24 protein-coding genes are annotated in these 21773 nt (G+C 74.5%); 22 read left to right on the top strand and 2 right to left on the bottom strand.

Features of this window, described 5'->3' with window-relative positions; all coding sequences use genetic code 11:
* Positions 1-71: 71 nt before the first annotated feature.
* Complete coding sequence (locus CELF_RS14200) at positions 72-407, top strand: TfoX/Sxy family protein (protein WP_013771964.1); 336 nt, start codon at positions 72-74, stop codon at positions 405-407.
* A gap of 74 nt (positions 408-481) precedes the next feature.
* Here the strand turns inward: CELF_RS14200 and CELF_RS14195 are convergent, their stop codons facing one another.
* On the bottom strand, positions 482-664 hold the full coding sequence (locus CELF_RS14195; protein WP_013771963.1) for a hypothetical protein: 183 nt from the start codon (positions 662-664) through the stop codon (positions 482-484).
* A 217-nt stretch (positions 665-881) separates the two neighbouring features.
* Between CELF_RS14195 and CELF_RS14190 the strand changes: the two genes are divergently transcribed.
* From CELF_RS14190 to CELF_RS14090, 21 genes are all read left to right on the top strand, one after another.
* The gene (locus CELF_RS14190) at positions 882-1244 is read left to right on the top strand and encodes an META domain-containing protein (protein WP_013771962.1); all 363 of its coding nucleotides are present in this window, start codon (positions 882-884) and stop codon (positions 1242-1244) included.
* A gap of 127 nt (positions 1245-1371) precedes the next feature.
* Positions 1372-1587, top strand: coding sequence for a 50S ribosomal protein L31 (gene rpmE / locus CELF_RS14185; RefSeq protein ID WP_013771961.1), 216 nt, complete (start codon positions 1372-1374; stop codon positions 1585-1587).
* A 153-nt stretch (positions 1588-1740) separates the two neighbouring features.
* A complete protein-coding gene (prfA, locus tag CELF_RS14180; RefSeq protein WP_013771960.1) occupies positions 1741-2829 on the top strand; it encodes a peptide chain release factor 1 in 1089 nt (362 codons plus the stop codon).
* Positions 2826-3746 (top strand): peptide chain release factor N(5)-glutamine methyltransferase, encoded by a 921-nt coding sequence (prmC, locus tag CELF_RS14175; protein WP_013771959.1) that lies wholly within the window; start codon positions 2826-2828, stop codon positions 3744-3746. Before prfA ends, prmC begins: the two co-directional genes overlap by 4 nt.
* Positions 3743-4411: an L-threonylcarbamoyladenylate synthase gene (locus CELF_RS14170; protein WP_013771958.1), complete on the top strand. Its 669-nt coding sequence runs from the start codon at positions 3743-3745 to the stop codon at positions 4409-4411. Before prmC ends, CELF_RS14170 begins: the two co-directional genes overlap by 4 nt.
* Complete coding sequence (locus CELF_RS14165; RefSeq protein ID WP_013771957.1) at positions 4408-5517, top strand: MraY family glycosyltransferase; 1110 nt, start codon at positions 4408-4410, stop codon at positions 5515-5517. Before CELF_RS14170 ends, CELF_RS14165 begins: the two co-directional genes overlap by 4 nt.
* On the top strand, positions 5514-5987 hold the full coding sequence (locus CELF_RS14160) for a Cg1360 family ATP-synthase-associated protein (RefSeq protein WP_013771956.1): 474 nt from the start codon (positions 5514-5516) through the stop codon (positions 5985-5987). The genes CELF_RS14165 and CELF_RS14160 overlap by 4 nt, the downstream gene beginning before the upstream one ends.
* Before the next feature lie 222 nt (positions 5988-6209).
* Entirely contained in the window at positions 6210-7013 is an 804-nt protein-coding gene (atpB, locus tag CELF_RS14155) for a F0F1 ATP synthase subunit A (protein WP_013771955.1), read from the top strand.
* Between the two features lie 95 nt (positions 7014-7108).
* A complete protein-coding gene (gene atpE, locus CELF_RS14150) occupies positions 7109-7360 on the top strand; it encodes an ATP synthase F0 subunit C (RefSeq protein WP_013771954.1) in 252 nt (83 codons plus the stop codon).
* Complete coding sequence (locus CELF_RS14145) at positions 7357-7950, top strand: F0F1 ATP synthase subunit B (protein WP_013771953.1); 594 nt, start codon at positions 7357-7359, stop codon at positions 7948-7950. The genes atpE and CELF_RS14145 overlap by 4 nt, the downstream gene beginning before the upstream one ends.
* Positions 7950-8762: a F0F1 ATP synthase subunit delta gene (locus CELF_RS14140; protein WP_013771952.1), complete on the top strand. Its 813-nt coding sequence runs from the start codon at positions 7950-7952 to the stop codon at positions 8760-8762. Before CELF_RS14145 ends, CELF_RS14140 begins: the two co-directional genes overlap by 1 nt.
* Before the next feature lie 78 nt (positions 8763-8840).
* Positions 8841-10469, top strand: a complete 1629-nt coding sequence (gene atpA / locus CELF_RS14135; RefSeq protein WP_013771951.1) for a F0F1 ATP synthase subunit alpha — start codon at positions 8841-8843, stop codon at positions 10467-10469.
* A 1-nt stretch (position 10470) separates the two neighbouring features.
* A complete protein-coding gene (locus tag CELF_RS14130; RefSeq protein ID WP_013771950.1) occupies positions 10471-11370 on the top strand; it encodes a F0F1 ATP synthase subunit gamma in 900 nt (299 codons plus the stop codon).
* Positions 11371-11434: 64 nt separating this feature from the next.
* Positions 11435-12916, top strand: a complete 1482-nt coding sequence (gene atpD, locus CELF_RS14125; protein ID WP_013771949.1) for a F0F1 ATP synthase subunit beta — start codon at positions 11435-11437, stop codon at positions 12914-12916.
* 110 nt (positions 12917-13026) lie between these two features.
* On the top strand, positions 13027-13320 hold the full coding sequence (locus CELF_RS14120) for a F0F1 ATP synthase subunit epsilon (protein ID WP_013771948.1): 294 nt from the start codon (positions 13027-13029) through the stop codon (positions 13318-13320).
* 13 nt (positions 13321-13333) lie between these two features.
* Positions 13334-13750, top strand: a complete 417-nt coding sequence (locus CELF_RS14115; protein WP_013771947.1) for a DUF2550 domain-containing protein — start codon at positions 13334-13336, stop codon at positions 13748-13750.
* A gap of 61 nt (positions 13751-13811) precedes the next feature.
* A complete protein-coding gene (nucS, locus tag CELF_RS14110; protein ID WP_013771946.1) occupies positions 13812-14507 on the top strand; it encodes an endonuclease NucS in 696 nt (231 codons plus the stop codon).
* Positions 14508-14777: 270 nt separating this feature from the next.
* Positions 14778-15512 (top strand): TetR/AcrR family transcriptional regulator, encoded by a 735-nt coding sequence (locus CELF_RS14105; RefSeq protein ID WP_013771945.1) that lies wholly within the window; start codon positions 14778-14780, stop codon positions 15510-15512.
* Positions 15509-16996: a YndJ family transporter gene (locus tag CELF_RS20205; RefSeq protein ID WP_013771944.1), complete on the top strand. Its 1488-nt coding sequence runs from the start codon at positions 15509-15511 to the stop codon at positions 16994-16996. Before CELF_RS14105 ends, CELF_RS20205 begins: the two co-directional genes overlap by 4 nt.
* Entirely contained in the window at positions 16993-17562 is a 570-nt protein-coding gene (locus tag CELF_RS14095) for a hypothetical protein (protein WP_013771943.1), read from the top strand. The genes CELF_RS20205 and CELF_RS14095 overlap by 4 nt, the downstream gene beginning before the upstream one ends.
* A complete protein-coding gene (locus tag CELF_RS14090; RefSeq protein WP_013771942.1) occupies positions 17546-18808 on the top strand; it encodes an N-acetylglucosamine-6-phosphate deacetylase in 1263 nt (420 codons plus the stop codon). The genes CELF_RS14095 and CELF_RS14090 overlap by 17 nt, the downstream gene beginning before the upstream one ends.
* A 30-nt stretch (positions 18809-18838) precedes the next feature.
* Here CELF_RS14090 and CELF_RS14085 read toward each other — a convergent pair whose 3' ends face one another.
* Positions 18839-21697, bottom strand: coding sequence for a glycoside hydrolase family 3 C-terminal domain-containing protein (locus tag CELF_RS14085; RefSeq protein WP_013771941.1), 2859 nt, complete (start codon positions 21695-21697; stop codon positions 18839-18841).
* Between the last annotated feature and the right edge of the window lie 76 nt (positions 21698-21773).

Here is a 21773-nt window from a genome sequence, read left to right as displayed (position 1 = left end):
GCGGACGGCCGCCTCTGCCACGCTGGTCGCGGGCCGGTGACGCCGCCGGCAGGCCGACGGGAGGGGCGACGGTGGTCGACGAGGTGCTGGTCGGGCGCGTGCGGGAGCTCGTGGGGGCGCGGGTCCCCGTCGAGGAGCGCCGGATGTTCGGCGGGGTGGCGTTCCTCGTCGGCGGTCACATGGCCGTCGGCGTGAGCGGCAAGCAGGGCGGGCTCATGGTCCGGGTGCCGCCGGAGGAGACGCCGTCGCTGCTCGCGGAGCCGGGCACCCGGCCGTTCGAGATGCGCGGGCGCGGCCTGGCGGGCTGGCTGCTCGTCGAGCCGGGCGCGGTCGCGGACGACGACGAGCTGGACCGGTGGGTCGACGCGGGAGTCGCGCACGCGCGCTCGCTGCCGCCCAAGGAGTAGCTACGTCGCCGGACCGGTCCTGCGCAGGGCCGCCGGACGGGCGCGTCACCCGGGCGACGCCGGGCGGGCCGCCCTCAGGTCCGCGGCGTGAACGCGTCGGGCGCGGCGGACGGGGTCCGGTCGCGGCCGGGCCAGCGCTGCAGGTAGGTGCGTCGGCGTCCGCAGCGGACGCAGGTCGCCGTGCGCAGGGTGGAGGTACCGGGGTCGGGGGTCTTGCCGTCGGGGTCGCCGCGGAAGACGTGCAGGCACACCGTCATTGGTGCTCAGCTCCTCGTGAGAGTGCTCGTGAGGTGATCGTCCTCCCGGCGTCGTCGGTCCGCGTGGGACCTACGGCAGCCGACCCGTGCCGTTCCAGCATGTGAGATTCAGCGGCAATCACGGCGCTGACCTGGTCCGACACGCTTCGGGCAAAGCGGTCGGCGCGCGCTCCGCCTCGCCGGGCGGGGGGTGCGCGGCGCTGCTACGGTGCCCGGTATGAGGCGGTTCGTCGCGTGCGGCCCTGTCCTGGTTCTCGTCGCCGGCCTGCTCGGCGCGTGCGGGGACCCGGACCCCGGCGCGGTCGGCACCTGGGGCGAGCAGGGCGAGGGCGAGCCGCAGCTCGTGATCGCCGACGACGGCACCGTCTCCGGGACGGACGGGTGCAACCAGCTCAACGGCGAGTGGTCGCAGGACGACGAGGGCACGGTCCGCTTCGAGCCCTTCGCCTCGACGCAGATGGCCTGCGAGGGCGTCGACACGTGGCTGACCGACGCGGCGTGGGCCGAGGTCGACGGCGACGAGCTCGTGCTGCACGACACCGACGACGAGCAGATCGGCTCGCTCGCGCGCGCCTCCTGACGCCCCCGGCGGCCGCGGGAAGATTTCGGGGGCCGCCGTCGTTCTGGCACAATCGACTGTTGGTCTGCGGTTCACCCGTGCGCGCAGCGCGCCGGGACCCGGGGACACCCCAACAAGGAGAAGCCCTGTGAAGTCTGACATCCACCCGCAGTACGTGGTCACCGAGGTCACGTGCACGTGCGGCAACACCTTCGTCACGCGCTCGACGGTGACGAGCGGCAAGATCCACGCCGACGTGTGCAGCGCCTGCCACCCGTTCTACACGGGCAAGCAGAAGATCCTCGACACCGGTGGCCGCGTGGCCCGGTTCGAGGCGCGCTACGGCAAGAAGTCGGCCAACTAGCACCTCCGCAGCGCCGGTGCCCGGCGCGGACGACTGCCCTCCATGGCAGTGTCCGCGCGGGCACCGGCGCTGCTGCTTTGTGCACCCGACGTGCACCCCGGCCGCGCACCGCCGTCGGGCGTGCGCGCGCCGACGTCCCCCAGGAGGACCCGGATGAGCGAGGCCTACGCCGCGGCGCAGCCGCTGCTCGACGAGCACGCCGAGATCGAGGCGCGCCTCGCCGACCCCGCCGTGCACGCCGACGCCGCCCTCGCCCGGCGGCTCGGCCGGCGGTACGCCGAGCTCGGGCGCGTCGCGCAGGCCTACCGGGCGTGGCGCGCGGCGAGCGACGACGCCGAGGCGGCCGCGGAGCTCGCGGAGGTCGACGAGGCGTTCGCGGCGGAGCTGCCCGCGCTGCAGGACGTCGCGCGCACGGCGGAGGCGCGGCTGCGCGACGTGCTCGTGCCGCGCGACCCGGACGACGCGCGCGACGTCATCCTCGAGATCAAGGCAGGGGAGGGCGGCGAGGAGTCGGCGCTGTTCGCGGGCGACCTGCTGCGCATGTACACGCGGTACGCCGAGCGCATGGGCTGGCAGACGCAGGTGCTCGAGTCCACCGAGTCCGACCTCGGCGGGTTCAAGGACGTGCACCTGTCCGTCAAGGCGCGCGGCGCCGTCGCGCCCGAGGACGGGGTCTGGGCGCACCTGAAGTACGAGGGCGGGGTGCACCGCGTCCAGCGCGTGCCGGTCACCGAGTCGCAGGGCCGGATCCACACGTCGGCCGCGGGCGTGCTCGTGCTCCCGGAGGCGGAGGACGAGGGCGAGGTCGACATCGACCCCAACGACCTGCGCATCGACGTGTACCGCTCGTCGGGGCCTGGCGGCCAGTCCGTCAACACGACCGACTCGGCCGTCCGCATCACGCACCTGCCGACGGGCATCGTCGTCTCGATGCAGAACGAGAAGTCGCAGCTGCAGAACCGCGAGCAGGCCATGCGCGTCCTGCGTGCCCGGCTCCTCGCCGCGCGCCAGGAGGAGGCCGCGGCCGCCGCGTCGCAGGCCCGCCGCTCGCAGGTGCGCACCGTGGACCGCTCGGAGCGGATCCGCACGTACAACTTCCCGGAGAACCGGATCGCCGACCACCGGACCGGCTACAAGGCGTACAACCTCGACGCCGTGCTCGGCGGCGACCTCGGCCCGGTCGTGCAGTCCGCGATCGACGCCGACGAGGCGGCCCGGCTCGCGTCCGCGGGGGAGCGGTGAGCGCGCCGACGCTGCGTGCGCTCGTCGAGGGCGCGACGCGCGTGCTCGACGAGGCCGGGGTCGCGTCGCCACGGGTCGACGCGACGGCCCTCGCGGCGCACGCGCTCGGGCTCGACCGGCTGGACCTCGTCCTCGCGCCGCCCGTGCCGGAGGGCTTCGCCGCGACCTACGCCGACCTCGTGGACCGCCGACGTCGGCGCGAGCCGCTCCAGCACATCGTCGGACGCACGACGTTCCGCTGGCTGACGCTGCACGTCGAGCCCGGCGTGTTCGTGCCGCGCCCCGAGACGGAGGTCGTCGCGCAGGTCGCGGTCGACGAGGCGGCCCGGCTCGTCGCAGCCGGGACGTCGCCGGTCGTGGTCGACCTGTGCTGCGGGGCAGGCGGGCTCGGGCTCGCGGTCGCCACGGAGGTGCCCGGGTCCCGCGTCGCCGCGGTGGACGCGTCGCCCGCGGCGGTCGCGCTCACCCGCCGCAACGCGGCCGACGCCGGTGCGGACGTGCGCGTCCTGCCCGGCGACGTGCGCGACACGGGCCTGCTCGCGGACCTGGCGGGGCGCGTCGACGTCGTCGTCTCCAACCCGCCGTACATCCCGCCGGACGCCGAGCCGGTGGACCCCGAGGTGCGCGACCACGACCCGGACCTGGCCCTGTACGGAGGCGGTGCCGACGGGCTCGACGTGCCGCGTGCCGTGCTGGCCGCCGCGGTGCGGCTGCTGCGGCCGGGCGGGCTGCTCGTCATGGAGCACGCCGAGGTGCAGGACGGTGCCGCGCGCGACGCCGCCCACGCCACCGGGGGGCTCGTCGACGTCGAGACCCGGCCCGACCTGACCGGCCGGCCGCGGATGCTCGTGGCGCGCAGGAGCGTGCCCGAACTCGTCCGGTCCACCCGCCCGGACGTGGGAGACTCCACCCCGTGAGCGAGCGCATCCGGTCCGCGTCCGATCCGAGCACCTGGGGTCCCGCGATCGACGAGGCGGTCGCCGCGGTCTCACGCGGCGCACTCGTCGTCCTGCCGACGGACACCGTCTACGGGATCGGGGCCGACGCGTTCACGCCCCCGGCGGTGCAGGCCCTGCTCGACGCGAAGGGTCGCGGCCGCCAGATGCCGCCGCCCGTGCTCATCCCCGACGTGCGCACCCTCGACGGGCTCGCGACCGACGTGCCCGACGCCGCGCGCGCCCTCGCCGAGGCGTTCTGGCCCGGCGGGCTGACGCTGATCGTGCACGCGCAGCCCTCGCTCGCGTGGGACCTGGGGGAGACGAACGGCACGGTCGCGCTGCGCGTCCCCGACCACCCGACGGCTCTCGCGCTGCTGCGCCGGACGGGTCCGATGGCGGTGTCGAGCGCGAACCGGACGGGGTCGCCCGCCGCGGTCACCGCGCAGGACGCGCACGCGCAGCTCGGCGACTCCGTCGCCGTCTACCTCGACGCGGGCGACGCGCCGGGCCAGGTGGCGTCCACGATCGTCGACGCCACCGGGGACGTCCTGCGCCTCGTGCGCGCGGGCGCCCTGACGCTCGAGCAGCTCGCCGAGGTCGCACCCGTCGAGGCGCCCGAGGAGCCGCCGGAGCCCGGCCCGTGAGGGTCTACCTGCTCGTCCTGCTCGTCGCCGCCGCGGTCACCTACCTCATGACGCCGCTCGCCCGCTGGTGCGCGCTGCGCTGGGGGGCGATCACGGCGGTGCGCGACCGTGACGTGCACGCGATCCCGACGCCGCGGCTCGGCGGCCTCGCGATGTACCTGGGCATCCTCGTCGCGCTGCTCCTGGCGGGCACCGCGCCGTTCCTCGACCGCGTGTACGCCAACCCGCGCCCGATCATCGGCATCCTCGGCGGCGCCGCGCTCGTGTGCGCCCTGGGCGTCGCCGACGACATCTGGGACCTCGACTGGCTCACGAAGCTGCTCGGCCAGGTGCTCGCGGCCGGGTTCCTCGCGTGGCAGGGCGTGCAGCTCTACCAGCTCCCCGTCAGCGGCGTCGTGCTCGGCTCCACCCGGATGTGGATGTTCCTCACGATCCTCACCGTCGTCGTCGCGATGAACGCGGTGAACTTCGTCGACGGCCTGGACGGGCTCGCCGCCGGCGTGCTCGCGATCGGCGGCGCCGCCTTCTTCTTCTACTCCTACCGGCTCGTGGTGGCCTCGAGCAGCGACGACTACGCGAGCCTGGCGACCCTCGTGCTCGCCGCCCTGGTCGGCGCGTGCCTCGGGTTCCTGCCGCACAACGTCTACCCCGCGCGCATCTTCATGGGGGACTCCGGCTCGATGGTGCTCGGGTTCGTCATGTCCGCCGCGGCCGTGGTGGTCACCGGCCAGATCGACCCCGAGGCGCTGCCGCGCCAGCAGTTCCCGGCGTTCCTGCCGATGCTGCTGCCGTTCGCGGTCATGCTCGTGCCGCTGCTCGACATGGCGCTCGCCGTGGTCCGCCGTGTCGGGGCGGGCAAGTCGCCCTTCCACCCGGACCGGATGCACCTGCACCACCGGATGCTCGCGCTCGGGCACTCGCACCGCCGCTCGGTGGGGATCATGTACATCTGGACGGCGGTGTTCGCGTTCGGTGTCGCCTCGCTGGTGATCTGGTCGACGACCGCCGTCCTCGTCACGGTCGGCGTCGGCGTCCTCGTCGCGACCGTCCTGACCCTCGGCCCGCTGCGCGGGCGCGCCACCACCCCGCCCCTGGAGGCCCCGTGACCGACCCGACGCCCGCCCCCGACGCCGGCACGCCGCAGCCCTCGACGCCGAAGCCGGGCACGTCGACCGCCGCCGAGGCCGTGTTCCGGTCCGCGCTGCGCGACACGCTCCTGCTCCTCGGGGCGCTGACGGTGCTCGGGGTCGGCATCGGCGCCCTCGTCGCCGGCATGCCGGGCGTGTGGGGCGCGCTCATCGGCGTCGGCCTCGCGCTCGTCTTCTCGGGCACGACCGTCGTGACGATGCTGCTGACGGTGCACTCCTCGCCGCAGAAGATGGCGGCCGTCGTCATGGGCGCGTGGCTCGGCAAGGTGGTCGTCGTCATCGTCGTGCTCGCGCTGCTGCGCGACCTGACGTTCTACTCCAAGGGCGTGCTCGCGGCGGTGCTCGCGGTCGGCGTCCTCGGCTCGGCCTACCTGGACTACCGGGCCGTCTCGCGCGGGCGCGTGCCCTACGTCGAGCCGTCGTCCTGACCTGCCCGGGGCCGCCCGTGCGGCCCGTCCCGGAACCCGTCGGCAGGCCCTCCGACGGGTAGGTCCTAGGTCCCGTCCGGGACCGCGGACGGGCGTGCAGGGCGGGCGGATTCATAGGTTAGGCTTCCAGCCATCCATGACGGCCAGGTGCCGCCGCATGCCCACGACGCCGAGGGTGCGCCGCATCACGACCACCAGGAGCTCGCTCTGTCCAGCCTTGCGATGATCGCGCCGTTCGCCACGCACGAGGGCGAGAGCGGTGGATTCCATGCGCCGTCGATCACCGACTTCTTCCCGCCGCCGATCCTGTTCGAAGGCACGATCTTCGAGTTCAACCGGATCCAGATGGTCCGCGTCATCGCGGCCGTCGCGCTCGTGGTGATCATGGTCGTCGCGGCGCGCCGTGCCACGCTCGTCCCGGGCCGGTTCCAGAACGTCATCGAGATCCTGCTGGACTTCGTGCGGATCAACGTCGCCGAGGAGATCCTCGGCAAGGAGCGCGCCCACAAGTACGTGGCGCTGCTGACGACGATCTTCTTCGCGATCCTCGCGTTCAACATCACGGGCGTCATCCCGTTCCTCAACATCGCCGGCACGTCGCTCATCGGCCTGCCGGTCATGCTCGCGGCGTGGGTGTACGTCATGTACCTCGGCGCGGGCGTCAAGGCGCACGGGGTCGGCGGCTTCCTCAAGGCCAGCCTGTTCCCGCCGGGCGTGCCGTGGTTCATGTACGTGCTGCTGACGCCGATCGAGTTCCTCACGGTCTTCGTGATCCGGCCCGCCACGCTCGCGATCCGACTCATGGCCAACATGGTCGCCGGGCACCTCATGCTCGTCCTGTGCTTCTCGGCGACGCAGTACTTCATCTTCGAGGCCGTGCCCGCCATGAAGGCGTTCGGCGCGCTCACGTTCACCGCGGGCCTCGCGATGACGCTGTTCGAGATCTTCGTCGCCGCGCTGCAGGCCTACATCTTCGTGGTCCTCACGGCCGTCTACATCAGCCTGTCGGTCGAAGAGGAACACTGACCGTCGTCCCACCCCCGGAGGGCCCTCGCGGTCCTCACCCCACGATCGAGTAGCCGGCCGACCGGTCGGGTACCCAACGGAAGGAACGAGCAACCGTGGCTCTTGCGGACACCAGCACCATCCTCGCGGCGGCGGACGCCGTCTCGGGCAACATCGCGACCGTCGGCTACGGCCTCGCCGTCATCGGTCCCGGTATCGGCCTGGGCATCCTCATCGGCAAGACCATCGAGGGCATCGCACGCCAGCCCGAGGTGGCCGGCCAGCTGCGCACCACGATGTTCATCGGTATCGGCTTCGTCGAGGTCCTCGGCCTCCTCGGCCTCATCACGGGCTTCCTCTTCCCGTGATCCACGCCGCGAACCCCGCGGCCCTCGTGACGGCCGCGGAAGGCACCGAGGAGGTGCAGGGCATCGACCTGCTCATCCCCGCTGCGTACGACATCTTCTGGTCGTCGGTCGTCCTGCTGATCATCGCGATCGCGTTCTACAAGTACGCGCTCCCGAAGTTCCAGGCGATCCTCGACGAGCGCACGGCGAAGATCGAGGGCGGTCTGGCCAAGGCGGAGACGGCGCAGGCCGAGGCCGCCGCCGCGCTGGCGGAGTACCACCAGCAGCTCCAGGACGCCCGCACCGAGGCCGCCCGCATCCGCGAGGACGCGCGCGCCGAGGGCGGCCAGATCGTCGCCGACCTGCGTGCCAAGGCCTCCGAGGAGGCCGCGCGCATCACGGAGACGGCGCACCGCCAGATCGAGGCCGAGCGTCAGCAGGCCGCCGTCCAGCTCACGCAGGACGTCGGCACCCTGGCGACCGAGCTCGCGTCGAAGATCGTCGGCGAGGCCCTGGAGGACGAGGTGCGCCAGTCGCGCGTCGTCGACCGGTTCCTCGACGAGCTCGCGGCCAACACCGCCACCACGGCGGACGCAGGTAAGGGGAACTGATGCGCGGGACGAGTCGGGCGTCGCTGGCGGGCGCCGAGGAGCGGTGGGAGCCGGTCCTCGCTGCTGCCGGTGCGCAGTCGTCGGTGCTCGGCGAGCAGCTGTTCGCCCTGGTCGACGCGCTGGACTCCTCCGGCTCGCTGCGCCGGACGCTGGCGGACCCGTCGATCGACGGCGACGCGAAGGCCGGGCTCGTCGCGCGGCTCCTGCAGGCCGCCGACCCCCGGGTCGTCGAGGTCGCGCAGGGGCTCGTGCGCTCGCGCTGGTCGGCGGACGAGGACCTGACCGAGGCCACAGAGCACCTCGCGTTCCACGCGGTGCTCGCCACGGCCGAGGCGGACGACTCGCTCGCGCGCGTCGAGGAGGAGATCTTCCGCTTCTCCCGGGCGCTCACCGGCCAGCGTGAGGTGCGTCGGACGCTGTTCGACACCGCGGTCCCGCGGGAGGCCCGCGTGAAGCTCGTCGAGGACATCCTCGCCGGGCGGGCCACGCCCGTGACGACGGCGCTCGCCACGCGCCTCGCAGCCGCACCCCGCGGACGCCGGTACGTCCCGGCGCTCGGCCACCTGTCAGACCTCATCGCGGCCCGCCGGCAGCGGCAGGTCGCGACGGTGTCGACCGCGACGCCGCTCACCGACGCCCAGCGCGGCCGGCTGACCGAGATCCTCGAGCGTGCCTACGGCAGCGTCGTGCAGCTCAACGTGGTGCTCGACCCGCACGTGATCGGTGGCCTGCGCGTGCAGGTCGGCCCCCAGGTCGTGGACGCGACCGTGCTGGCGCGTCTCGCCGACGCCCGACGACGACTTGCCAGCTGACCGGTGCCCGCCCCCGCGAGTGCACCCATGACCTGTGAGACCGCACGCACCGCGTGCGTCCGATGAGGAGAAGGAACAATGGCTGAGCTGACGATCCGGCCGGAGGAGATCCGGGCCGCGCTGGACAGCTTCGTGAAGACCTACGAGCCGACCGGTGCGGTGTCCGAAGAGGTCGGCCGCGTCACGCTCGCCGGCGACGGCATCGCGCAGGTCGAGGGCCTGCCGGGCGCCATGGCGAACGAGTTGCTGCGCTTCGAGGACGGGACGCTCGGCCTCGCGCTGAACCTCGACGTCCGCGAGATCGGTGTCGTCGTCCTGGGCGAGTTCACCGGCATCGAGGAGGGCCAGGAGGTCCGCCGCACGGGCGAGGTGCTCTCCGTCCCGGTCGGTGACGGCTACCTCGGCCGCGTCGTCGACCCGCTGGGCCAGCCGATCGACGGCCTGGGCGAGATCGCGACCGAGGGGCGCCGCGCCCTGGAGCTGCAGGCCCCCGGCGTCATGGCCCGCAAGTCGGTCCACGAGCCGCTGCAGACCGGCATCAAGGCCATCGACTCGATGATCCCGATCGGCCGCGGGCAGCGTCAGCTCATCATCGGCGACCGCCAGACGGGCAAGACGGCGATCGCGATCGACACGATCATCAACCAGAAGGCGAACTGGGAGTCGGGCGACCCGACGAAGCAGGTCCGCTGCATCTACGTCGCCATCGGCCAGAAGGGTTCGACCATCGCCTCCGTGCGTGGCGCCCTCGAGGAGGCCGGCGCGCTCGAGTACACGACCATCGTCGCGGCCCCCGCGTCCGACCCGGCCGGCTTCAAGTACCTCGCCCCCTACACCGGCTCGGCCATCGGCCAGCACTGGATGTACGGCGGCAAGCACGTCCTCGTCGTGTTCGACGACCTGTCGAAGCAGGCCGAGGCCTACCGTGCCGTGTCGCTCCTCCTGCGCCGCCCGCCGGGCCGCGAGGCGTACCCCGGTGACGTCTTCTACCTGCACTCCCGGCTGCTGGAGCGTTGCGCGAAGCTCTCCGACGAGCTCGGCGCGGGCTCGATGACCGGCCTGCCGATCATCGAGACCAAGGCGAACGACGTCTCGGCGTACATCCCGACCAACGTCATCTCCATCACGGACGGCCAGATCTTCCTCCAGTCCGACCTGTTCAACGCCGACCAGCGTCCCGCGGTCGACGTCGGCATCTCGGTGTCCCGCGTCGGCGGTGCCGCGCAGGTCAAGGCCATGAAGTCGGTCTCCGGCACGCTCAAGCTGGACCTCGCGCAGTTCCGCTCGCTCGAGGCGTTCGCGATGTTCGCGTCCGACCTCGACGCGACGTCCCGCGCCCAGCTCGCGCGCGGCGCCCGCCTCACCGAGCTGCTCAAGCAGGGCCAGTACTCGCCGTTCGCGGTCGAGGACCAGGTCGCGTCCATCTGGGCCGGCACGAAGGGCAAGCTGGACGACGTCCCGGTCGAGGACGTGCGCCGCTTCGAGTCCGAGCTGCTCGACCACCTGCGCCGCAACACCGAGGTGCTCACCACGATCGCCGCGTCGGGCAAGCTCGACGACGCGACCGAGGAGGCCCTCGCGACGGCGGTCGACGAGTTCCGCACCGGCTTCCTCAAGGCCGACGGCACGCCGCTGGTCGGCGGCGACGACGCGGACGAGGGCGTCGAGGTCGAGCAGGAGCAGATCGTCCGGCAGAAGAAGGCCTGACATGGCCGGTTCGCAGCGCATCTACAAGCAGCGGATCAAGTCCACGCAGTCGCTCAAGAAGATGTTCCGGGCGCAGGAGCTGATCGCTGCGTCGCGGATCGGCAAGGCCCGTGACCGCGTGAGCATGGCGTCGCCGTACTCGCGCGCGATCACGCGTGCCGTGTCGGCCGTGGCGACGCACTCCAACGTGTCGCACCCGTTCCTCGTGGAGCGGTCGGACACGCGTCGCGTCGCGGTGCTGCTCGTGGCCTCGGACCGCGGCATGGCGGGCGCCTACTCGGCGAGCGTCATCCGGGAGACGGAGCGGCTCATCGGTCGTCTCGAGGCGGAGGGCAAGCAGGTCGCGCTCTACGTCTCGGGCCGCCGGGCGGTGACCTACTACACGTTCCGTGGGCGCGAGCTCGTGGGGCAGTGGGCCGGCCACTCGGACGCGCCGTCCCCGGAGGTCGCCGGCGAGATCGCGGACACGCTCCTCGACGCGTTCCGTGCTCCGGCGGACGCGGGCGGCATCGCCGAGGTGCACGTCGTCTACACGCAGTTCGTCAACATGGTCACGCAGCGGCCGCGCGTCGTGCGGATGCTCCCGCTCGAGGTCGTCGAGGGCGTCGCGCCCGCCGACGACAAGGGCGCGCTGCCGCTGTACGACTTCGAGCCGAGCCCCGAGGTCGTGCTCGACGCCCTGCTCCCGCGGTACGTGCGGTCGCGGATCTTCGCGAGCCTCCTGCAGGCCGCCGCGTCCGAGCTCGCCGCCCGCCAGCGCGCGATGCACACCGCGACGGACAACGCGGAGGACCTGATCCGCATGTACACCCGCCTGGCGAACCAGGCCCGCCAGGGCGAGATCACCCAGGAGATCAGCGAGATCGTGTCGGGTGCCGACGCGCTCGCGTCCGCCTCCTGACCCCGACCGCACGACCCCAGACCACGCCGGAGCGCCGCTCCGGACGAGCGAAGCGAGGCCAGACATGACCGCCACCACCGTCGACGAGACGGCCGCCACCGCCGGCACGCCCGGCGTGGGTCGGGTCGCCCGCGTCATCGGTCCGATCGTGGACATCGAGTTCCCCGCGGACCAGATCCCCGAGCTCTACAACGCGCTCCAGGTCGACATCGACCTGTCCGCCCAGGGCGAGGGCGAGGGCTCGTTCACGATGACGCTCGAGGTCGCGCAGCACCTCGGCGACTCGCTCGTGCGGGCCATCGCGCTCAAGCCGACCGACGGCCTCGTCCGCGGCGCGCAGGTGCGCGACACCGGCGCCCCGATCTCGGTGCCCGTCGGCGACGTGACCAAGGGCAAGGTCTTCAACGTCATCGGCGAGGTCCTCAACGCCGCGCCGGGCGAGAAGATCGAGATCACCGAGCGCTGGCCGATCCACCGCAAGGCGCCGGCGTTCGACCAGCTCGAGTCGAAGACGACGATGTTCGAGACCGGCATCAAGGTCATCGACCTGCTCACGCCGTACGTGCAGGGCGGCAAGATCGGCCTGTTCGGCGGTGCGGGCGTCGGCAAGACGGTCCTCATCCAGGAGATGATCCAGCGCGTCGCCCAGAACCACGGCGGTGTGTCGGTGTTCGCCGGCGTCGGCGAGCGCACGCGTGAGGGCAACGACCTCATCGTCGAGATGGAGGAGGCGGGCGTCTTCGACAAGACGGCCCTCGTCTTCGGCCAGATGGACGAGCCGCCGGGCACGCGTCTGCGCGTCGCCCTGTCCGCGCTGACGATGGCGGAGTACTTCCGCGACGTCGCCAAGCAGGACGTGCTGCTCTTCATCGACAACATCTTCCGGTTCACGCAGGCCGGGTCCGAGGTCTCGACGCTGCTCGGCCGCATGCCGTCCGCGGTGGGCTACCAGCCGAACCTCGCCGACGAGATGGGTCTGCTGCAGGAGCGCATCACCTCGACGCGTGGTCACTCGATCACGTCGCTCCAGGCGATCTACGTCCCCGCCGACGACTACACCGACCCGGCGCCGGCGACGACGTTCGCGCACCTCGACGCGACGACCGAGCTCTCGCGCGAGATCGCGTCGCGCGGTCTGTACCCGGCCGTGGACCCGCTCGCCTCGACGTCGCGCATCCTCGACCCGCGGTACGTGGGCCAGGAGCACTACGACGTCGCCACGCGCGTGAAGTCGATCCTCCAGCGCAACAAGGAGCTGCAGGACATCATCGCGATCCTCGGCGTCGACGAGCTGTCCGAGGAGGACAAGACCGTCGTCGCGCGGGCGCGCCGCATCCAGCAGTTCCTCTCGCAGAACACCTACATGGCCGAGAAGTTCACGAGCGTCCCGGGTTCGACGGTCGCCGTGAGCGAGACCGTCGAGGCGTTCAAGAAGATCGCGGACGGCGAGTTCGACCACATCGCCGAGCAGGCGTTCTTCAACATCGGCGGGCTCGAGGACCTCGAGCGCAACTGGGCCCGCATCCAGAAGGAGTACGGCGTCTGAGACCCCTGGGCCCGCGCGCCGGCCACGTGCCGGCGCGCGGGCCCGGGCGGTCCTCGCCGCGGACGCCGCAGGGCGGTCCGCACCCCCATCGAACGTGAAGGAGACGGTTCGTGGCTGACCTCGAGGTCGACCTCGTCGCCACCGACGGCAAGGTCTGGTCGGGCACCGCTCGGCAGGTGTCGGCGCCGGCCGCCGACGGGGAGATCGGCATCCTGGCCGGCCACACCCCGATCCTGTCCGTGCTGCGCGCCGGCGAGGTGCGCGTGCAGCCAGCGGGCGGCGGCGCGCCGCTGCGCTGGCACGTGGACGGCGGCTTCCTGTCCGTCGACTCCGACATGGTGACCGTCGTCGTCGACACGGTCGCGTCCGGCACGGGGCCGGCCTCCGCCGGCGACCGCCACTGAGGTCCCGACGACGGTGAGCCCTGTGGTCGTCGGCCTGCTGATCGGTGCTGCGGCACTGGTGCTGGCCGCCGTCCTGCTGTGGGTCTCCCGCGTGCACGCCCTCGAGCGGCGCGTCGGGTCCTTCCGCTGCGCCGTGGGCCGCTCGACCGAGGGCCCGTGGTCCCTGGGCGTCGCGCAGTACGGCTCGCAGCGGCTGTACTGGTGGCGGCGCTGGTCGCTGCGGCCCCGCCCGTCGGTCCGCTGGGACCGGGCGGGGCTGTCCGTCGTCGAGCGCACGCAGGGCACCCACCCGTCGGGTGCCGCGTTCGTCGTCGTGACCTGCCGCTGCGGCGGGGGCGACGAGGTGCACCTCATGATGGCGCCCGACGCGTACGCCGGGCTCACGTCCTGGATCGAGGCGACGCCGTCGCGCGTCGGTTCGGTCATCTGACGGCCTCGCGCCGTCTCCCGGTCCGGTCCTCGACCGGCCGCCGAGGTCGAAGGTTCTCCTGATGCGTCTCGTCGTCGCCTCCTGCGCCGCCCGGTACAGCGGCCGGCTCAACGCCCACCTGCCCCGCGCGACCCGTCTGGTGGTCGTCAAGGCCGACGGCAGCGTGCTGCTGCACTCCGACGGTGGCTCGTACAAGCCGCTGAACTGGATGAGCCCGCCGTGCTCGCTCGTGGTGGGCGAGCCGGACGACGAGTCGCGCGCGGCCGGGGTCACCCAGGTGTGGACCGTGCAGCACGCGAAGTCGGACGACCGGCTGGAGATCGAGCTGTTCGAGGTCCTGCACGACTCGGCGCACGACCTCGGCGTCGACCCGGGGCTCGTGAAGGACGGCGTCGAGGCGCACCTGCAGGAGCTGCTGGCCGCGCAGATCCTGCTGCTCGGCGACGGGCACACGCTCGTGCGCCGCGAGTTCCCGACGGCGATCGGGCCTGTCGACATCCTGGCGAAGGACCCGTCGGGCGGGACCGTCGCGGTCGAGATCAAGCGGCGGGGCGACATCGACGGCGTCGAGCAGCTGACCCGCTACCTCGAGCTGCTCAACCGCGACCCGCTGCTGGCGCCGGTCCGGGGCGTGTTCGCGGCGCAGGAGATCAAGCCGCAGGCGCGCGTGCTGGCGACGGACCGGGGCATCGCGTGCCTCGTGCTCGACTACGACGCGATGCGTGGGGTCGACGACGTGGACTCGCGCCTCTTCTGACGCCCGCCGCGCCCGGGCCGCTGCACGCCGCGCCTGGCCGCGCCCGTGTCACGCGCCTCGCCGCGCCCGCGTCACGCGCCTCGCGGCGCCCGCACCGCGCGCCCCGGCGTGCCCGTGTCTCGCGCCCGCCCCGCCCGCCCGCGCCGCGCGCCTCGCGACACCCGGCGGCTCGCGTCGCCCACGCGGGCGTAGCGACCTGTGGTGGCGTCGCGGCCCGCTGACGAGCTACGGTTGAACACGTTCAGTTGAACATGTTCAAGAGGAGCCGACATGGTCGACGTGCGCCGGGACGCCGAGCCCGACGGGCCGACGACGAGCGGGAGCGGCCAGGGCGCGACCGGTCCGGCCGACACGGGAGCCGTGCGGGACACCCGCGCGCACGTGCGGGCCACCGCGCTGCGGCTCTTCCGCGAGCGCGGCTACGCCGCCACGACCATGCGGCTCGTCGCCCAGGAGGCCGGCGTCGCGACGGGCAACGCGTACTACCACTTCGCCTCCAAGGACCACCTCGTCGAGGAGCTCTACCGCGACGTCAACGACGAGCACGCCCGGCGTGCGGCGGCGGTCCTCGCCGACGGCGGTGACCTGACGGCCCGGCTGCGGGGCGTGCTGCACGCCGGGCTCGACGCGTTCGCGCCGTACCACGCGTTCGGTGCCGAGTTCGTGACGGTCGCGATCCGCCCCGCGTCGGCAGCGAGCCCGTTCTCGCCCGCGTCACGCGCGGCCCGCGAGGTGAGCGAGCGGCTGTTCCGTGACGTCGTGGCCGGCGCGCGGCCCGCGGTCCCGGCCGGGCTCCGCGACGAGCTGCCCGAGCTGCTGTGGCTCGCGCAGCTCGGTCTCCTGCTCTTCTGGGTGCACGACGGATCGCCGGACCAGCGACGCACCCGCCGGCTCGTCGACGGTGCCGCGCCGCTCCTCGGGCGTCTGGTGCAGCTCGCTCGCCTCCCCGTCGCGCGCGGCGTGGTCGACGACCTGCTGAGGCTCGTGCGCGAGGCGCGCGCGTGAGCGCGGGTCTGGGGGACGGGGCCGCGGCGGTCGTGCACGTGGTCGTCGGGCTCGGCGCGGTCGTGGTGCTGCCGCTCGGGCTGCGGCTCGTCGGCGCGCGGGTCGTGCCGCGTCCGGGGTCCGGCCTGTGGCCGGCCGCCGGTGCCGGTGCGGCCGTCGCGGTGTGGCTCCCGGTCGGGCCCGTCGCCACGGTGCTGGCGGTGCCGTTCGCGGTGGCGACGCTCGTCCTGCTCGGTGCCGCGGCGCGGCTCCTCGTGCGCCCGCCGACGTCCCGCGCCGACGACGCGTGCCCGGGCCCCGCGGTCGGGTCGCTGCCGTCCGGCGTCCGCCGCCTGGCGCTCGCCGTCGCGCTCGGCACACCCGCCGTCGGCGCTGCGGCGCTCGTCGCGGAGCGCGCGGGCCGGGGCCTGCTCGGGTTCGACGGCGACTACCTGACGCTCACGGTGCCTCACATGCTGTTCGCGGGCTTCGGTGCGTGCCTCGTGGCCGCGCTCGTCGCCCCGCGGGCTGCGTCCGGCCCCGGCGGGGGAGCGGTCGGGCCGCAGCGCACGGCCGCCGTGCTCGGCGACGTCGCGGCCGTCGCGGTCCCCGTCGGCGTGCTGCTGGTCCTCGGCGGCTACTTCGTCTCGGACGCGGCCGAGCTGGTCGGGGCGGCCGCCCTGACCGCGGCGCTGTGGTGCGCGGCGGGTGCCGCGCTCGCGGACGCGGGGCACGTCGGCAGCCGGACGGCCCGGCTGCTCCTGCGGGTCGGTGCGGGGGTCGTGCTCGTCGCGATGGTGCCCGCGCTGTGGTGGGCCCTCGGCGAGGCGACCGGCGTGCCGCACCCCGGCCTGGACCTCATGGTGGTCACGCACGGCGTCGCGAACGCCGTCGGCTTCGTCGGCGCGACGCTCGTCGCCCTGTGGCGGGCGTCGCGGGACGCGGTCGAGCAGCGGCCGTCCACCCCGGCAGGCGACCCGACGTACGCCGAGGTGGGGGCGACCCTGCGCGGCGTCCACCCCGACGGCTACCGCCGCACGCACGTGCGCCGGCGCGTCGCGGACGCCGCGACGCCCGCGCGGCTGACCGCGCTGGGAGACGCGCTGCTCGGCTGGGGGGTGCACGCGGCGGCCGGCGTCCCCGTGGACGCGGACGGTCCGGCGGCGCCCGGCGTGCGGGCGACCAGCCGGCCGGGTGCGGGTCCGCTGCGGATCGTTGCGCCGTGCGTGGTCGTCGGCGTGGAGCGGACGGCCGACCGGCGCGGGTTCGCCTACGGGACGCTGCGCGGCCACCCGTTCCGCGGCGAGGAGCGGTTCGGGGTCGAGCGCGGCACCGACGGCGGGCTGTGGTTCACCGTCGACGCGTTCTCGGTGCCGGACCGTGCGTGGGTGCGTGCGGCGGGTCCGCTCGTCGGCGTGGGGCAGCGGCTGTACGCGGTGCGGCTGGCGGGTGCGGCGCGTCGGCTCGTGCGGGCCGCGGACGGGGCGGGCGAGGGAGCACGGTGAGCGGTGACGAGGAGCCGTGGGACGCCGGCGAGGTGCGCGGCGCCGGGGTGGTCGCGGCGCTGTGCGCGCGGTGCCTCGTGGTGCTGCTGGCGGTGAACGTGGTCCTCGCGCCGGCCGCGGTCGTCCTGCTCGGCGAGCCGGGGGAGGACGGCGTGCCGTTCGCCGTCCTGGTGGCGGCGCTCGCGGTGGCCGTCGCGGTGGTGCCCGTAGCGGTCGTCGGCTGGCCGGCGGGCCTGCTGCTGGCCCACCTGCTGCGCGGACGGAGCCGTGAGGGGGAGCACGTCGCGGCGTTCGCGCTGGTCGGCGCCGTGCTCGCACCCGCGGTGCTCGTGCTGGGGAGCTCGGTCCCGCCGGGGCCGTGGGGGACCGGCACGTGCGTGCTGGCGGCCGCCGAGGGTGCCGTCGGGGCCGGCGTCGCCCGGTGGTGGACCGGCCGCGCGCGACGACGGCGGTGGAACGCCGCGGCCCGCGCGGACGGCACGGTCGCCGCCCTGTCCGGCGCGACGCCCGTGCGGAGAACCGGCCCGGGGAACGCGCCGGTGGGGAAGGATGGGCGCCGTGACTGACGCGCTCCCCGTGCCCCAGGTCCTCCGCGGCCGGGTGGTGACCCCCACCCGGGTGCTCGACGACGGCGTGGTCGTCGTCGCCGGCGACCGTCTCGCGTGGGTCGGCCCCGCCGACCGCCTGCCGCAGCCGTGGGAGCTGCCCGCCGAGGCGGTCGGGACCGTGCTCCCGGGCCTGGTGGACGTGCACTGCCACGGCGGTGGCGGTGCGAGCTTCCCCGACGCGCCCGACACGGCGACGGCCCTGCGCGCGGCGCACGAGCACCTGCGGCACGGGACGACGAGCCTCGTCGCGTCGCTCGTCACCGCACCGCCCGACGTGCTGCTGGCCCGCACCGCCGTCCTGGCGGACCTCGCGGACGCCGGCGAGCTCGTCGGCATCCACCTCGAGGGCCCGTTCCTGTCGGCGGACCGGTGCGGCGCCCAGAACCCCGCCGACATGCGCGCGGGCGACGCGACGCTCGTGGCCGACGTCGCCGCCGCCGCGCGCGGGCACCTCGTGACCATGACCGTCGCGCCGGAGGTGCCGGGCGTCGCGGACGGGACGGGGACCGCGGATGCCCGTGAAGACGTGCTCGCCGCGCTCGTGGACGCGGGCGCGCTGCCGTCTGTCGGCCACACCGACGCATCGGCGGAGCAGGTCGACGACGCCGTCGACCGCGCGTTCGACCTGCTGGCCTCCGCCCCCGGCGCGCGGTCGGGCCGCCTCACCGCGACGCACCTGTTCAACGGCATGCGCCCGCTGCACCACCGCGACCCGGGCCCGGTGGCGGCGTGCCTCGCAGCCGCGGCCCGCGGCGAGCTGGTCGTCGAGCTCGTCGCGGACGGCACGCACCTCGCCGACGGGTCGGTGCGTGCGGTGCTGGACCTCGTCGGGCCGGGCTCCGTCGTCCTCGTCACCGACGCGATGGCGGCGGCGGGCATGCCGGACGGCGACTACCGGCTCGGCCCGATGTCGGTGCGCGTGGCCGACGGCGTCGCGCGGATCGTCGCCGAGGACGGCTCGACGCCCCCGGGCGGCGGCGCGATCGCCGGTGGCGTCGCGCACCTCCTCGACGTCGTGCGGCACGTCGTCGCGGCTGGCGTGCCGCTCGAGGACGCGGTGCTCGCGGCCGCGACGACACCGGCCGACGTGCTGGGCCGGCACGACATCGGCGCGCTCCTGCCGGGTCGCCGGGCGGACGTCGTCGTCACGGACGAGGCCCTGCAGCCGGTGCGCGTGATGCGCGCCGGTGCCTGGGTGGCCTGACCGCGCGGGCCGACCGGGGCGCCGCCCGGCTCAGCCGGCCCGCGTCCCGCGCACCTCGCCGACGCGCACCGGCCCCGCGAGGACGAGCCGCACGTCGGTCGCACCCCAGGTGGGCAGGGCCACGGCCGGTGCCACGGCGACGTCGTGCCACTCCCACCGGCCGCCGTCGGGCACGGCCGCCGTCGCGACGCGCTCCCACCGGCGGCCCTCGAGCACCTCGACGTGCACCGACGCGGGCCCGGGCTCGGTGCGCCCGACGGTCAGCTCGACCCCGTGCACCCCGTGCAGGTCCACGTCGCGCAGCAGCACCCAGCCGCTCCGGGCCCCGGGGGCGACGGCGACGGCGGTGCCGGCGTCGAGGTCCCGCGGGACGAGCCGCACGTCGTGCCGCTCGTCGTGGTCGACCGCGCGCACCCACCCGTCGAGCAGGGTGCGCGGCGGCACCGGGGCCCCGGCGACCTTGAGGTCCGCGACCAGCGGAAGGTCGCCCGACGACGACCCGGCGTGCAGCTCGTACCCGCCGGGCTCCACGACGAACGACGCGGACGTCACGTCCCACACCGCGAGGTCCTGCACGGCGACGTCGAGCGTGACCTCGGCGGTCTCGCCGGGCTCGAGCCGGACGCGCCGGTGCGCGACGAGCCGCCGGTGCGGCACGGGCAGGCGGTGTCCCGGCGCGGCGGCGTAGAGCTGGACGACCTCGTCGGCGGGGCGCGCGCCGGTGTTCTGCACGATGACGCGCGCGGTGACGGTCGAGCTGGCGACGGCGTCGCCGTCGGGTGCGTCGAGCGTGAGCCCGAGGTACTCGACGCTCGCGTAGGAGCGACCGTGCCCGAAGGGCCAGCGTGCCGCGTGCGGTGCGTACCAGTAGGTGAGTCCGCCCGAGACGACGTCGTAGCAGAGCAGGTCGCCGGCGTGGGACTCGTCCGCGGGCCACGACTGGGCCAGCCGCCCGGCCGGCTCGACGTCGCCCGACAGCACGTCGACGAGCCCGTGCCCGAGCTCCTGGCCGGCGTGCGCGGACCACACGACGGCCGCGGCGGCGTCGCCGAGGTCGCCGAGCACGTACGGGTAGGAGGAGACGACGGCGAGGACGGTCGGTGTGCCGGTGTCGAGGACGGTGCGGGTCAGCTCGGCCTGGGGGAGCGGCAGGGTCAGGCCGGGCCGGTCCTCCGTCTCGCGGCCGAGCAGGTGCGGGTCGTTGCCGACGGCGAGGACGACGACGTCGGCGTCGCGCGCGGCTGCGGCGGCTCGCTCGTGGCCCGCGTGCACGGTCCGCACCGTGAACCGCTCGGCCTGCTGCGGCGTGGGGGCGTCGGCGACGAGGACGCCGCCGTCGCGCTGCACGACGAGCCACCGCCCGGACCCGACGTGCTGCACGCTGACGGTGTCGTCGCCGTTGTCGTGCACCCGGAAGCTCTCCTGCACGACCCAGCCGCCGACGCGCGAGGCGTCGGCGTGCAGGATCCAGCGGCTGCCCGACCACAGCAGGCCGGTGCGGCACGCGCGCAGCGTCCGGATGCCCTCGCCCCACGACGTCAGGTCGACGTGGGTGTCCTCGGCGGCGGTCGTGGCGTCGGCGACGAGCACGCCGTCGTCGGCGGGGCGGACGTAGCGCCCGGTCGTGGTGGAGCGCAGCGCGACGCGGTCGGCACCGTCGACGACGGTCACGTGCCCGGCGCCGTACCGCTCGGCGAGCGCCTGCGCGATCGTCACGGTGTACGGCGGGGTGCCGGAGTACCAGTCGGTGCAGACCTGGTCGGCGTGCGGCCCGACGACGGCGACGCGGGTGCCCTCGCGCAGCGGCAGGACGCCGTCGTTCTCGAGGATGACGACGCCGGCGGCCGACGCGCGGCGGGCGAGCTCGCGGTGCCCGGGCGCGTCCAGGGCCTCGGCGCCGATGCCCGCCCAGGGGTCGAGGTCGGGGTCGAGCTCGCCCGTGGCGAGCCGCAGCTCGAGCTGCCGCAGGACGGCGCGGTCGACGTCGGCCTCGTCGAGCAGCCCGGCGTCGAGCGCGGCGGTGATCCGCGCGATGCTCACGGACGAGTCGGCGTCGTGGTCGGTGAACGAGTCGACGCCCGCGCGGATCGCCGCGGCGGCGGCCGTCGTGTGGTCGGCGTGGTAGCGCTCGGCCGTGACGAGGTTGGTGGGGGCGCCCGCGTCGGACACGAACAGCAGCGAGCCGGGTGCGGCGTCGCGCAGCGCGTCGATCAGCTCGCCGGAGACGTGCGTGGGGCGGCCGTTGACGAGGTTGTACGACGGCATGACGGCGCCGACGACGCCGGCGGCGACGGGTCCGAGGAACGCGGGCAGCTCGTACTCGTGCAGCGCGCGCGGGGGGAGCTGCGCGCTCGTGACGGCCCGGTCCGTCTCGTTGCCGTAGGCGAGCAGGTGCTTGAGCGTCGGAACGGTCCGCCAGTAGACGGGGTGGTCGCCGCGCAGCCCGCGCGCGTAGGCGGTCGCGAGCGTCGCGGTGAGGTGCGGATCCTCGGACCAGCCCTCCTCGTTGCGTCCCCACGCGGGGTGCCGGAGCGGGTTGACGACGGGCGCCCAGACGTTGAGCGACACGGTGGGGTCCTGCGCGTGCTTGGCGCGGACCTCGGTGCCGACGGCCTCGCCGACCTCTCGGACCAGCTCGGTGTCCCAGGTCGCGGCGAGTCCGACGGGCTGCGGGAACGTCGTCGCGGTGCCGAGCCAGGCGACGCCGTGCAGCGCCTCGGTGCCGGTGCGGAACTCGGCGAGGCCGAGCCGGGGCACGGCGGGCACGCGCTGGTGCAGGAACGCGACCTTCTCCGCGAGCTCGAGCCGGCCGAGCAGGTCGCGTGCGCGCTCGGCGAGGGGGAGGGCGGTGTCGCGGTACGGGGGGAGGGGCTGGACGTCGTCGGCCACGGGGTCCTCGTCGGCTTGGTGGGGCGGTCGCGCCGGGTGCGGTCGGCGGCTCGTCGAGGGGCGTGGGTCACACACC

Origin of the sequence: Cellulomonas fimi ATCC 484, assembly GCF_000212695.1 — a bacterium.
Taxonomy (GTDB): Bacteria; Actinomycetota; Actinomycetes; order Actinomycetales; family Cellulomonadaceae; genus Cellulomonas; species Cellulomonas fimi.
The sequence above is the reverse complement of the archived record's forward strand: the minus strand, read 5'-3'. Positions and strand labels throughout refer to the sequence as shown.